This is a genomic window from Gilliamella sp. ESL0405 (assembly GCF_019469205.1).
GTDB lineage: Bacteria > Pseudomonadota > Gammaproteobacteria > Enterobacterales > Orbaceae > Gilliamella.
In genome coordinates this window covers 1,883,088-1,896,833 of the sequence record NZ_CP048265.1, presented here as the reverse complement: position 1 = coordinate 1,896,833, position 13,746 = coordinate 1,883,088, and the positions used below count along the sequence as shown (strand labels likewise).

At 35.8% G+C, this 13,746-nt stretch carries 8 protein-coding genes and 1 pseudogene; 2 read left to right on the top strand and 7 right to left on the bottom strand.

Going from position 1 to position 13,746, the window contains the following annotated elements; all coding sequences use genetic code 11:
* Nucleotides 1-24: 24 nt before the first annotated feature.
* The 3 genes from GYM74_RS08230 to greB form a co-directional block, all read right to left on the bottom strand.
* Entirely contained in the window at nucleotides 25-1,686 is a 1,662-nt protein-coding gene (locus GYM74_RS08230) for a hypothetical protein (RefSeq protein WP_220217748.1), read from the bottom strand.
* A 75-nt stretch (nucleotides 1,687-1,761) separates the two neighbouring features.
* Nucleotides 1,762-2,853, bottom strand: coding sequence for a YcbX family protein (locus tag GYM74_RS08225; RefSeq protein WP_220217747.1), 1,092 nt, complete (start codon nucleotides 2,851-2,853; stop codon nucleotides 1,762-1,764).
* A 156-nt stretch (nucleotides 2,854-3,009) separates the two neighbouring features.
* Nucleotides 3,010-3,492 carry a transcription elongation factor GreB gene (greB, locus tag GYM74_RS08220; protein WP_220217746.1) on the bottom strand — a complete coding sequence of 161 codons (483 nt, stop codon included), beginning with the start codon at nucleotides 3,490-3,492 and terminating at the stop codon, nucleotides 3,010-3,012.
* Between the two features lie 44 nt (nucleotides 3,493-3,536).
* Here greB and GYM74_RS08215 point away from each other — a divergent pair.
* Both GYM74_RS08215 and GYM74_RS08210 read left to right on the top strand, forming a co-directional pair.
* A pseudogene (locus tag GYM74_RS08215) lies at nucleotides 3,537-5,702 on the top strand (Tex family protein); the annotation flags it as partial.
* Nucleotides 5,703-6,406: 704 nt separating this feature from the next.
* Nucleotides 6,407-7,876, top strand: a complete 1,470-nt coding sequence (locus GYM74_RS08210) for a hypothetical protein (protein WP_220217744.1) — start codon at nucleotides 6,407-6,409, stop codon at nucleotides 7,874-7,876.
* A 217-nt stretch (nucleotides 7,877-8,093) separates the two neighbouring features.
* Here the strand turns inward: GYM74_RS08210 and GYM74_RS08205 are convergent, their stop codons facing one another.
* The 4 genes from GYM74_RS08205 to GYM74_RS08190 form a co-directional block, all read right to left on the bottom strand.
* Entirely contained in the window at nucleotides 8,094-8,963 is an 870-nt protein-coding gene (locus GYM74_RS08205) for a YjjW family glycine radical enzyme activase (RefSeq protein ID WP_220217743.1), read from the bottom strand.
* Nucleotides 8,938-10,485, bottom strand: a complete 1,548-nt coding sequence (locus tag GYM74_RS08200; RefSeq protein ID WP_370633962.1) for a YjjI family glycine radical enzyme — start codon at nucleotides 10,483-10,485, stop codon at nucleotides 8,938-8,940. The genes GYM74_RS08205 and GYM74_RS08200 overlap by 26 nt, the downstream gene beginning before the upstream one ends.
* 144 nt (nucleotides 10,486-10,629) lie before the next feature.
* Nucleotides 10,630-12,315: a bifunctional UDP-sugar hydrolase/5'-nucleotidase UshA gene (ushA, locus tag GYM74_RS08195; RefSeq protein ID WP_220217741.1), complete on the bottom strand. Its 1,686-nt coding sequence runs from the start codon at nucleotides 12,313-12,315 to the stop codon at nucleotides 10,630-10,632.
* 31 nt (nucleotides 12,316-12,346) lie between these two features.
* Nucleotides 12,347-13,648 (bottom strand): pyrimidine-nucleoside phosphorylase, encoded by a 1,302-nt coding sequence (locus GYM74_RS08190; protein WP_220217740.1) that lies wholly within the window; start codon nucleotides 13,646-13,648, stop codon nucleotides 12,347-12,349.
* Nucleotides 13,649-13,746: the final 98 nt, after the last annotated feature.

Here is a 13,746-nt window from a genome sequence, read left to right as displayed (position 1 = left end):
CCTTTAAAACTTATCTTTTATTGTTTAATACATGATAAAAGGATTTTTATCCGACGTTAGCTGTAAACCTATTTTTGCATCAATAAGACCTTGATCTGCTGCTTTTTGTAAATAATCCCTTCCAGCTTCCCACAAGTCTAAATGTTGAGTAAACATCCAACCGACTATGGATTGAGCATTCATATCATTATTTTCTAAATCATGTTGTAATTGTGGATTTTTTCTTAACTCATCTAATGTTGAACAAGTTGACGATGTATATTCTCTCTCGATATCAAAGCAATATCTATTGTACCAATAAATTGCTTGATGAAAATCCTGAGGCAAAAGATAACCGACCATATACATTCTAGCTAATTCTTTTTGGGAAAACGGCGCTCCATACCTTGCAGGTTCTTTTATCCAATAAATTCTTTTATCATTATCCCTACTCATATGATAAAGTTTCTCCATAATTTTCGGATCTTTTACGTAATTCACATATTTAGTATAATTTTCCACAGTTTTTTTCTCTTTCTCATTATTAGTGAGTCTAGTCTTATAATATAAGTCAGCTATGTGAAGAAATAATTTAGGATCATTATCCGAAGCATAAGTGTAAAAATAAATGGCGGTTAAATATTTATGACGCTTTTCAAACCATTTAGCTATTTTCGTGGCGGTTTTAGGATCAGGTTTATCCTTGTCGAACTTTGCCAATAACGGATAGAGTTCTTTATGGTATGAATATTTGAGATTGTTCTTATAGATTTCACATGCTGGAGAATAAGACAATGCGCAAGCCTTTTTAAAATACATTAAAGCTTTGTTCATTTTAACTTCATTTAAATAGTAGCCACTCAAATAAAGTAAGGAAGGAATATCCCCTCGAAATGCATTATCCTGCATATCTTTCAAGATACTTTTATCAACCTCTGTGTTGTTATTTTTATAAATTTTTTCGTTAAATAGATATTCATTATTCAATAAAGTTTCAATTTGATCTTCAATTTTAGCAAGCGCAATAAAGTAGGGTAAAGATGGTTCACCAATATCTTTAGCTTGAGAAAAATTCCAAAGCGCTTTACTAGGAGATCTATCAATAGATTCACCAGTAAGATGTGCTTGACCAATTAAAAAAGATACATAACCATTTACTTTTTGATTATTTTCTTTTTCCATATATCCAATAAAATCATGAAAATAATAGTAAATTGGGTTTTTTCTACTAGCTTCTAAAGTCATTACTAATTTAATGGCGTTTAAATCACCATTCATTATTGCAATTCGAATTAATGATAATCCTTTATCTACTAATTTAGGTTTTATGAAACCATTTATTTTGTCAATTTCCAGATTTTTACATCTATAAGACCAGTAATTATTACGATCATCCTCTTCATCATAACCACCATAATAGATATCATTAGTCAAAACAAATTGATTTTTCCAAGTTGATACTAAATCATGAGTGTTATAGATTTTATTGCAACTTTTGTTGTGAAGTGTATTAGCCAATTCAATATAACTCATTCCTAGCTGAGTAAGATAAGTTAGGTTTGTTGTATTGCCTTCTTCTAATTCTTTAAGGACTTTCTCTTCTTTTTTTTTCTTTATATCGTCGAAAACCATTTTATAATGATTTAAAGAAAATACAGATGTAGAAAGGGAACCGAGAAGTATAAATAAAAATAATTTTTTTAACATCCACTGTAGCCTTATATTTATTCCATTATTTTAATAAATTAAATTCTTTGTCCTATAATAAAAATTATTATTTTTCTATTCTATAGTGATATCACCTTTTGGAACACAACTACAGGCTAAAATGTGTTTATTTTGTTTAATCGCTGATTGAGTTAAAGGTTTTACATTCCCTTTTGTTAATAATACTGAGCAACGACCACATACACCAGCCCGACAAGAGTTAGGAATTGAAATATTATGTTGTTCAAGTTGTTCTAAAATTGTTTGCTGATTATTACCTTTAATTTTTTCATCTTGGAAAGTAATTGTACAAGGTTGATAGTTTTTTATTGATTCTTTAGGAAAGTTTTTAATATAGTTTTTAGCTGGTTGGCGTTCGAGTACCTCAATTTTATCACCAATCGATACAGTACCCTGATTTCGAGCAATCATATTCATACCAAAATCGATCTGCCCTTGATCATCAGATCGAAAATAACGCAAAGTATTAAGCGGCTCATTGTTGGTAAGCGGTTTAGCGGAATTGACATTGATCGTAGTTAACACACAGCGAGTGCAGGGCTTTACAATATCAAAAATCACTTCGCCAATTTTGATCGTTTTCCAGCCGTCTTCGGCAAAAGGTAGTGCGTCTTTGATAATGATATTTGCCCGAAATTGGCGAATATCTAATTTTTCCGGACACTGCTTTTGAAGATAATTAAAAGATGCTTCATTTAATAATAGATAAGGGTAGCCGTCAGCAAAACTTACTGGCACATCTTGATAGCGTTTGGTTCTGCGTGATAATTGTCGCCCAACCCAACGAAGTTGTACATCTTTGTGTAGCAATTGGCTAAAAAATTGATTTACACTAATTGGTGCTATATGTGAAGTGAAATGGTTACCCCAAACTTCTGTTGGTTCATTGCTTTTAGAAAATTCATCGAAATTAATCGTGATTGATTCATCGTACGGTGTTGAAACAACGATATTGTTATTAACAATAGCTGTTTTTAGTTTTAAAAGCTCAGGAAATTGTCTTGCAGTAATAAATGTTCCGTCAGGTTCACTAATCATCAATACACGATCATATTTAAATCCCCCTTCAACGACATTCGAGTTATTTAGGGGAATACCTGCAAGCGATTTAATAGGATAGATAAATAGTTGACTGACAGCGCTCATAATAAATAAAGTGATGAGTAACGATGATCTTAATTGTAAACCGAATTCATTTTAATTTATAGGCAGTAGATAATACGTCTATGAATAATTGAATAACTACCTAGCAAGATCGTCTAAAACTTATCCCTAATTTTCATCGATTAAATGGTTAATATATTAAATTATTTGAGTATAGCTAATTTCTAAAATAAAAAAATAAGCTTTACCATTAGGTGTCATTACTGATATTTCATCATCAACTTTATGACCAATTAACGCTCTGGCAACAGGACTATTAATTGAAATCCAATTTTTTTTAGGATCAAATTCATCGGCTCCCACAATACGGTAAATTTGCGTGTTACCCGATTCATCTTCCAACTTTACCCATGCACCAAAAAAGACTTTGCCTTCTTGTCTTGGATCCGGATCGACAATAGTCAATATCTCTAAACGCTTAGTTAAAAATCTTACTCGTCTGTCAATTTCACGTAATCGTCGTTTTCCATAAATATATTCGGCATTTTCGCTACGATCGCCTAGTGCTGCCGCATCAGAAACAGCTTGAGTAACACGCGGTCTTTCTTCTTTCCATAAATATTTCAATTCACGATCGAGTGCCAAGTAGCCCTCTCTTGTTATATAATTAGCTTTTTGCATAATAAGATTACATTCCGTTAATCGACAAAATAAATAGAGATACCATGATAAATAATCAAATAAGTCATATTATAGCGGGTGAACTGACTGTAAAACCAGAACAAGTTTTATCAGCCATTCAATTATTAGATGAGGGAAGCACTGTTCCTTTTATTGCACGTTATCGTAAAGAAGTAACCGGTGGGTTAGATGATACCCAATTACGTACTTTAGACAGTCGGTTAGGTTATTTGCGAGAGCTTGAAGATCGTAAACAAACAATATTAAAGTCAATTGAGGAACAAGGAAAACTCACCCCAGAACTGAGTCAAAAAATTACCCAAACACTGAGTAAAACTGAACTTGAAGATCTTTATTTACCTTATAAGCCTAAACGCCGAACACGTGGGCAAATTGCAATTGAAGCGGGACTTGAACCTTTAGCAAATACTTTATGGGAAAATCCATCACTTGATCCTGATAGTGAAGCGGTAAACTTTTTGAGTGCGGATAAAGGAATCGCTGACACAAAAGCGGCCTTAGACGGTGCTCGTTATATTCTTATGGAACGCTTTGCCGAAGATGCAGCGCTGCTTGCTAAAGTGCGGCATTATCTATGGAATAATGCACATTTGGTTTCACAAGTCGTCGCTGGTAAAGAAGAAGAAGGGGCAAAATTCCGTGACTATTTTGCCCAAAGTGAATTGATTTCAAAAGTGCCTTCTCATCGTGCTTTAGCGATGTTTAGAGGGCGTAATGAAGGCTTTTTACAACTTTCACTTAATGCCGATCCGCAATTTGAAGAAACGCCAAAAGAGAGCTACTGCGAACAAATTATTACTGAGCATTTAGGGATCCATTTCAATGATCAACCAGCAGATAAATGGCGTAAAGCTGTCATAAACTGGACATGGCGTATTAAAATTTTGATGCACATGGAAACTGAATTAATGACTACCTTACGTGAAAATGCTGAGGAAGAAGCTATCAATGTCTTTGCTGCCAATTTACATGATATGTTAATGGCGGCACCAGCGGGTATGAAAGTGACCATGGGCATGGATCCGGGATTGCGTACCGGAGTGAAAATTGCGGTTGTCGATGCAACCGGTAAATTGATTGCCACTGAAACTATCTATCCTCATACCGGACAAGCGGATAAAGCCGCAATGGTTGTTGCAGCGCTCTGTATCAAATATCAAGTTGAATTAGTGGCAATAGGTAATGGTACTGCATCGCGCGAAACAGAACGCTTTTATCTTGATGTGCAAAAAAAATACCCTGAAGTCAAAGGGCAAAAAGTCATAGTCAGTGAAGCTGGCGCTTCGGTTTATTCTGCATCCGAACTTGCTGCGCAAGAGTTTCCTGATCTGGATGTATCGCTTCGTGGTGCAGTATCGATTGCTCGTCGTTTACAAGACCCACTTGCTGAACTGGTTAAAATTGATCCAAAATCTATCGGCGTAGGGCAGTATCAACATGATGTTAGTCAAACTCAATTAGCGAAAAAACTGGATGCAGTGGTCGAAGATTGTGTTAATGCTGTTGGGGTGAATTTGAATACGGCATCGGTTATGTTACTTGCACGTATTGCCGGATTAAATAAAGTCATTGCGCAAAATATTGTTCAATGGCGTGATGAAAATGGTCAATTTGACGATCGTAAACAGCTATTAAAAGTTTCCCGCTTAGGTCCTAAAGCGTTTGAACAATGTGCCGGTTTCTTGCGAATTATGGACGGTAAGAATCCTCTTGATGCATCAGCTGTTCACCCTGAGGCATACCCGGTGGTTGAGCGAATTTTAGAAAAAAACCATAAATCTTTAAAAGAGATTTTGGGCGATACTCATTACCTTAAATCTTTAAATGCTATTGATTATGTCGATGACCATTTTGGTGTACCGACCGTCACCGATATTATTAAAGAGCTTGATAAACCGGGTCGTGATCCAAGACCTGAATTTAAGACAGCTCAGTTTGCTGATGATATTCAAACCATGGAAGATTTAAAAATTGGTATGATTATGGAAGGCGCTGTCACCAATGTCACAAACTTTGGTGCATTTGTTGATATTGGCGTACATCAAGACGGTTTAGTTCATATCTCGGCGCTATCGGATAAATTTGTTGATGATCCAAGAACAGTTGTCAAAGCCGGTGATATTGTTAAAGTGAAAGTGATTGAAGTCGATATTGCCCGCAAACGTATTGCTTTATCGATGCGACTTGATGATCCAACAGCGTCAAAATCTGAAGGGGTTAAACCTAAAATGAACAAATCGGCTAACAATACCAAAAGCGCACAATCTACGTCGATGACAAATAGTGCAATGGGTCATGCTTTTGCTGCTGCCTTTAGAAAAGGAAAATAAAGACGCTAAAATTTACTCTGTAAACCACAGGGCGGTATTAACCGCCTTTTGGTTCAGCGTGAATTTGATAATATTTAAACAAAATTGCTAACTAACAATATGATGATTAAAAATAAAGCCCGTTAAATAATCTTGTCTAGTTTATTGGCGGTTTTATTAACCAATATTTATATTAATCCAATAAAATTTGAATAAATCTCTATTTAACTATTCCATATTACTCATATTATTATATACTATAAAAAGTTGGTGATTTTAGTTAAACCAACTCAACCTAATCTTTTTTATTTAGCACGCCTTATTTTTGATATTCTTAAACGAGTTTTTTACGACACTGGAATATTACACTGTTTTAACACGACCTAACGGTTGTTGAAAATATTCAATAAAATCAAGCCTTTATATGGATGAAATTTAGCGAGTTTGTCATAGTTTAATTGCTTATAAGCTATTTTTAACAAATTATAAATGTAATCGGTAACAATTTCTATTAATCCCTTGAAAATTGTGTTGTTCACTAAAGCTTCAAGTCAATAATCTTATTCCAACTTACGGAGAAGTTTATGAGTAGAGGAATTAGCATGAATAGTGATATCTCTGTTTCGAAAAAAATTTATTCGATGCAATTAATATTAAATATTGCCGTCTGTTTGTTTTTAGTTTTTTTTTGCCATAGCTCTTTTGCGGGATTATCTGTTGCCGCCACTACTGAGCAATATATTCACGGTAATCCACCTGATGTGCTTCCTAGTGCTGATACAAAAGTTTTAAACGGAATTCAATTCCAACTACAAATTGACGGCCTTGATCCGGCGATTGTCTCACCGGGTACTGATGATAAGATCTCTGTTGCCTACAGTAGTTCACCGAGTCTTTATTCATTTAGTATCGATACTTCAAAATTAAATGATAGTGATATCGATGATGTGGATGGCGATAAACTTGCTGCTGTCGATAGTTTTATCATACAAAATATCAATGCAGAATGGCGAGACCAAAATAATAATGTTATTCCTTCTGATTCCACCGCACCGCTGGGTAGTGATGTGTGCACTTCATCTACGGCTAATGCTAAATTATCGCTAAAAATAACAGTTCAATTTATTGCTAAAACCCAGTACGGTGATCCTAACCAGTCAGAACCAAGAGAAGTCTCTAAAACATTTCAAGTCAGTGCTGATGATGGTATCTGTTATATTAGGCCTGGTGTATTGGCTCTGATTATGCATAATGGATGGGATGAAGGGGATAACTATGCTCCTTATGGTGCTGATACGATAGATCTTGATGTTCCTTATAACGTAGACCAATTTACTATGCATAAAGGTTTTAAGGCCACCGCTAAAGATCATAACGGCAATTACTTCCCAACATATGGTTTCCCGGATGCACGTTTTAGAATTGTGCCGGTAAATCCAATTTCAGATTATAGTTATACCTTGGTTAAAAATCCGAATAATTCACTAATTAGTACTTCTCGTGCTTCAAACGCTGATTCTAAAAGTGAATTTAAATTTACCGAAAATGTACCAGCTAAAGATGATAAATTTGTAATATTAGTTACCAATAATCGAACGTTAGCACAGTTTTATTACACTTTCTCTATAAAACATTGGTTATATTTTACAAATAACTTGGTGGGCAATTGGCAAAGCGCAAATACATATTGTCAAAATAATAATGATAGATTACCAATACGAGCTGAGTTATCCAATTCTCCTTTTGCTACCGTTCCAACAAATAATGATAACTATTATGTAAAAAATAATGGATATAGAAGAGCAATCGGTGAAGGATTATTGCCAGAATGGGGTAAAGCCTACTTTTATTCGCCACTTGATTATATTGGGCGAGATATGATGTCTGGTGCGCCAAATTTAAGAAGTTTAATCAATTATGATTTCTACTTTACCAGTGAACCATCATCGGTAAAAGATGTTTTTGGTAATTATCGATATTACAGTGTAGGGATGGTAGAAGGTAATATTATTGTTGAACCAGATATAGCATATACCTTATGTGTTAAATATTAACGTTGATATACAATTAGCTATTTTTTAAAAAATCTAAACAGATATTAATGATTTATCTTAATCTTTGATTTTGCTGTTAATCAAATGAGCAGGTTTTCAACCTGCTCATTTTTATTTCAATAATCTCATGAGGTAAAAAATTTAAGCCATTATTTTGGAATTTTTATAATAAGCCTGTTAATGTTTTTTTAAGCACACACTCATTAAAAAAACGCTATTATGATAAATAAACCGCTGGCAAAACAATATTTTTCAGACCAAATTGTTTTAACTCCATAGCAAAATTTTCGATATGCTGTTTTGATGCGCTTTGCCATGTTTTGGCTACACCACTAACACCATGATTATGAAATGCATTAATTCTAATTTTTATATTAGCATCGAACTGCTTTAAAAAATTGGCTAAATGTTTGGCATTGTCCTGTAAGTCGGTGTGTTTGGGAATGATGAGAAATCGAACTTCATACAATTTATTGATTTTTGCAAGATATTCAATCGACTGTTTAACTCTTACATTATCTCTACCGGTTAAAGCAACATGTACTTGATTATCCCATGCTTTAAGATCAATCATGGCGCCGTCCATGACATTGGCTATTTTTTGCCAGCCCAGTTGGGGAAGATAGCCATTACTGTCAACAAAACAGCTAAGGTGTTTTAAATCATTGGCTTGTTTAATCGCTGTGAAGAGCTTTTCAATAAAGGGTAATTGTAGCGTTGCTTCACCACCACTGAGGGTTATGCCATTTAAAAAGGGCAGATACTTGCGAATGATGATTAAAATCTCTTCAACACTGTAACGATAAGTCATCGGCGTTGAATGGTATAAACAAGTATTTATACAAGTATCGCATTGTTGGCAAGCGGAGCTTTGCCAGATAACTTTATTATTACTGAATGTTAGCGCTTGGTGTGGACATGCAGTCACACAATCGCCACAATCCCGACAAAATGATATGGTATAGGGATTGTGGCAATTTAAGCATTTAAAATTGCATCCTTGTAAAAATATAACTAATCGGTTTCCTGGCCCGTCAACACATGAAAAGGGTAAAAGTTTATTAACGATTGCCCATGACTTGTTCATGACTTATAACCCGTGGTGTGCGGCATAAATAACTGTTATTCACTGTATCTTGTGCAGCCTCGCTACCTAAAAACGTGGTATTGATACGGGAACCTTCTTCTTTATATTTTTTAATATCAGATAATCTCACCATGTAGCCTGTTACCCGAACAAGATCGTTACCACTGATATTGGCAGTAAATTCACGAAAACCAAACTTAAATGCTGCTTTACAAATCTGTAATAACGCTGAAGGATTATTTTTAATCGTTTCGTCGATCGTTAAAATATCACTAATGCCAGAGGTATAGTAATGGTGATGTTTAAAAAGCGCCATGATATGAGTAACCGGATCTGGCTCATGGCCATAAGGAATACGTAATCCCGGTGTGGCGCCCCTATCAGTACTAATACCGGATTGGGCATGGAGCATCGCTTTGCCTTTCCATGCGTATTTAATATCATGAGTCTCGACAAAATCAGCAAGCTGTTTTGATATTGTGGTCGCTAATTCATTGGCATCTTCATCCTGACCATAGCGACCGCTAAGGCCCGATTTTTCCTGAAGAATATTAACTGCTTCTGCCATGGCGTAAATGCCAAACATTGGCGCAAATCGGTTAGCATCAATCAGCCCTTCTTTGATTAAGAAACTATTTTGAAAGAAGTTCGATTTTTCAAACAAAAATGCTGAACGGGCTTTGATTAAATTTAGTTGTAATTGGCAATACAAAGGTAAACTATTTTGTAAAAAGTCCTCAATATTTTTACTGCGTAGCGCAACTTCTTTTAAGTTAATTCTTGAAAGGGTACTGCCCCCTCCGGCAATTGGTAGAGAATTATAACAGCTGACAACGCCATAGCCTTTCTCATCAAAATCTTTTTTGATCATCTTATTATTGGCTATATGTGGTTTAGCCGTTTCACAAATGTTTTCAATCGCAACGGATAATAATGCTTCCGGCGTGATATCTTCGTCATAAATAAAAGTTAAATTAGGCGCAACTTGTTTAAGTTCTCGATCAATTCTTAAGATCAAACGGCAGATGATATTATCATAAGGACCAATATTTGCATGCATAAAGGCATCGGGCAAATTACGATCTAACATTATCCAGAAATGTCTTAATCGTTGATAAAGTTCATCTTCGGTTAAATCACCCACATAAGGGAGTAATACTTGATCTAAACACCCCAGATAAACGGGGATACCGGTGACAGACGGTACATGATGATAAGCAATGGTCAGCATATTTATTGCATCATCAAAGTTTTTGGCCGGCTCAAGTTCTAAATACTCAGACCCTTGTTTAAGAAATTTTGCATAATCCGGCAGGACATAACGAGGTTTGTAAGGCGCATGGCCTTCGTACATATCACAAATCACTCGCTCATTAAGGGCATTTTGTGTTTCGCTATCTAAATCAACATAAGGTAAATTATTTTCCGCCGCTAATGCCAGTAAATTGGCTTTTTGTTTAGGTGATAAATTGGGGTCGGTGACAATATCATAACAGTTTTGTTGAAATTCATTCATTTGCATAATTACCTCAGTGCACAAAGCAAGTATATTAAAATCTTGTTAATGTTCAATCCTTGATAGCAATCAGCCATGTTAGTTATTGGGTAAAATCAATCAACAACCTATCTGCAAGTTTGACTATCAAGGAGCGTTAAATCTAAAAATTTATTTATCAATAATAAATTGTGTTGGCTCGTAATCGGCTGCATTAATTGGCGAATGTTCTTCAAAATATTGACGCACCGCATCAGCCTCACGATAACCGGTATCAACAAACGTTGGTAGTTTATTCATGATCGGATAACCATCACCACCTGCTGCTAGAAAATCTAATGTTGCAACCCGATACATTTTCTGCAAGTCAATCGGCTCATTATTGATTTTTACCTCTTCTATATTATTGCCTGAACGCGTTAAGGTAATATTTTTTAAGTGGGTAAAACCGCCTGATCCCTGTTTTTTGCTTAACGCCACTTTCAAGTAATCAATTAATTCACTTCCTGTTAGTTCGAAATAAACCACACTATTACCAAACGGCTCAACTTTCAAGATATCACGATAAGTTATGTCACCTTCAATGAGTGAATCACGAATCATACCGCCAGCCATAATGCCAACATCAGCATGTGTTTTTTCAATAAAAGCGCTAAGTAATAACTGTCCTAGATTGCTTTGTTGATATCGAACAACACTGCGCTCGCCTTCGAGTCGACCAATTAACTCGCCACTTTTAACTAATAACTGTTGTTTACCTTGTTCTTGATAAGGTTTTAGTTTTTCAAATAGCTGTTCATCTTGCGCTATCTGCTTAGTATAGTACTCAAGCTTTTTCGTGTCGTTGCCATTATCGACTTCTTTTTTTAAATTAATTGGTATGAGTTGATAATTTTGTAATGTAATTTTGCCGTTTAAAAAGACAAAATCTGCTCGGCCGACATATTTACCCCACTCATGCGCTTGCACAATCCATGTACCATTTTGTTGATCCGGTGAACATGGTGTCCCCGGAACATATTCGGTAATACGCTTATTGCTACTTGCCATACAAACAGGATTTTGAGAATGACCGCCAACAATCATATCAAGATCGCCGGTTTCTAAGCCTCTGGCTAATTCAACATCACCCGGAGCCATTGTGCCGTGTTCACCATTTTCAAAGTGTCCCATATGGGTTACGGCAATAATCATATCCGGCCGTTCAGTTTTTTTGATCTGAGCGATAATTTTTTGCGCCTCGGGTAACGTTTGGCGAAATTCAACACCGTCGGTATTTTTAGGAGACGCTAAGTAAATCGTATCATCAGTGGTTAAACCAAAAACTGCCACTTTAATACCATTTAAGTCAAACATTTTATAGGCATCAAACACACGATTGTTTGTGCCTTTAAAGTAAGTATTGGCTGATAAAAAAGGGAAATGTGCCCATTTTTGTTGCTCACGAATAATCGATAAAGGGTGATCAAATTCATGATTACCCACTGCCATGGCATCATAACCAATTTCATTCATGCCAATAAAATCAGGTTTAGCTTGAAGCACATCTGATTCAGGAACACCAGTATTAATGTCACCACCGGATAGCAGCAATAACTTGCCCCCTTTGGCGGTTACCTCTTTTCGAATTTCATCCACTACTGTTTTTTGAGCTGCAAGCCCATATTCGCCAATATCATTTTGCCAAAAACGACCATGATGATCGTTAGTATGCAAAATTGTAAACGAGTAAGGCTTGTTTTTTTTCCAAGTAGGGGCGATTGATTGTTTGGTTGCTACAGCTGCAATCGCATTGACTGAAAAAAGCCCTAAGATAAACAGTAGTGATAATTTTTTATTTAATTTTAAACCATTCATGGTAGTGTTCCTAAATCCTTTTATAAAATGATTATTCAGTTATTATTTTATAAATTAATTGTGGTTCTTTAGCGCTATCACTGATTGTAATGTTGTCATACAATTTTTGTTTAATTGCATCAAGTTTATCTGTGTTAGCGTGGATAGTGAGTAACGCCTCGCCTTGCTCAACTTTATCTCCCACTTTTTTATGCAACACAATGCCAACAGCAGGATCGATAACATCATCCTTAGTGGCACGTCCGGCACCTAATTGCATAGCTGCAATACCGATTTGATCGGCAACAATACGTGAAACATACCCGGATTTTAGTGCCGGTAAAGCAATTTGGTATGGTGCTCTAGCTAATTTTTCAGGGTGATCAACCACAGAACTGTCGCCACCTTGTGCTTCAATCAAGGTTTTGAATTTTTCAATCGCTTGACCGTTTTGGATCACAGCTTGAAGTTTTTCTCTGGCTTCATCTAACGTTTTCGCTTTATCGGCAAGCACAACCATTTGACTACCAAGTGTTAACACTAACTCCGTTAAATCTGCTGGACCTTGTCCTTTTAACGTATCAATTGCTTCTTTAACTTCTAAAGCATTACCAATAGCAAATCCGAGAGGTTGTGACATATCGGAAATGATTGCCATAGTTCTACGACCAATTTGGTTACCGATGCTGACCATTTCACGGGCTAATTTTTCTGAATCCTCCATGCTCTTCATAAGTGCGCCGTCACCGGTTTTAACATCTAGCACAATGGCATCAGCGCCAGCGGCTAGTTTTTTACTCATAATGGAGCTGGCAATGAGTGGAATAGAGTTAACAGTTGCTGTCACATCACGTAATGAATAAAGCTTTTTATCTGCTGGAGTTAAGTTACCTGATTGTCCAATAACAGCTACACCTTTTTCATTAACTTGATTAATAAATTCTTGTTTACCTAATTCAATTTGAAATCCTGCAATCGATTCAAATTTATCATTTGTACCGCCGGTATGACCAAGGCCTCGTCCCGACATTTTCGCTACCGGTACACCTAATGCAGCAACTAATGGGGCAAGTACTAAAGTGGTAGTATCGCCAACGCCTCCAGTTGAATGTTTATCAACTTTGATACCTTTGATTGAAGATAGATCAACAGTTTCACCAGAATACATCATTGCACTGGTAAGGTCTGCACACTCTTTTGATGTCATACCTTGATAGTAGATAGCCATAAGTAAGGCACTGACTTGATAATCGGGAATGGTACCGTTGGTATAATTGGTGATGAAAAATTGGATCTCTTCAGTAGTAAGAGGGTTACCATCACGTTTTTTTTCAATAATATCTACAAATCTCATTAATATTCTCTCTTTATAACAATAAAACTAATTAGCTATTTGTTTGGTTTATATAGCGTGTTAATTACTTTGGATAAGCCGAAAAACATCGGCTTAAT

Bases quoted from the DNA above. Each gene is read 5' to 3' on its own strand.
- GYM74_RS08230 (WP_220217748.1), bottom strand. From the start codon at position 1,686: ATGTTAAAAAAATTATTTTTATTTATACTTCTCGGTTCCCTTTCTACA.
- GYM74_RS08200 (WP_370633962.1), bottom strand. From the start codon at position 10,485: ATGCAAATGAATGAATTTCAACAAAACTGTTATGATATTGTCACCGAC.
- GYM74_RS08205 (WP_220217743.1), bottom strand. From the start codon at position 8,963: ATGAACAAGTCATGGGCAATCGTTAATAAACTTTTACCCTTTTCATGT.
- GYM74_RS08225 (WP_220217747.1), bottom strand. From the start codon at position 2,853: ATGAGCGCTGTCAGTCAACTATTTATCTATCCTATTAAATCGCTTGCA.
- GYM74_RS08190 (WP_220217740.1), bottom strand. From the start codon at position 13,648: ATGAGATTTGTAGATATTATTGAAAAAAAACGTGATGGTAACCCTCTT.
- GYM74_RS08210 (WP_220217744.1), top strand. From the start codon at position 6,407: ATGAGTAGAGGAATTAGCATGAATAGTGATATCTCTGTTTCGAAAAAA.
- greB (WP_220217746.1), bottom strand. From the start codon at position 3,492: ATGCAAAAAGCTAATTATATAACAAGAGAGGGCTACTTGGCACTCGAT.
- ushA (WP_220217741.1), bottom strand. From the start codon at position 12,315: ATGAATGGTTTAAAATTAAATAAAAAATTATCACTACTGTTTATCTTA.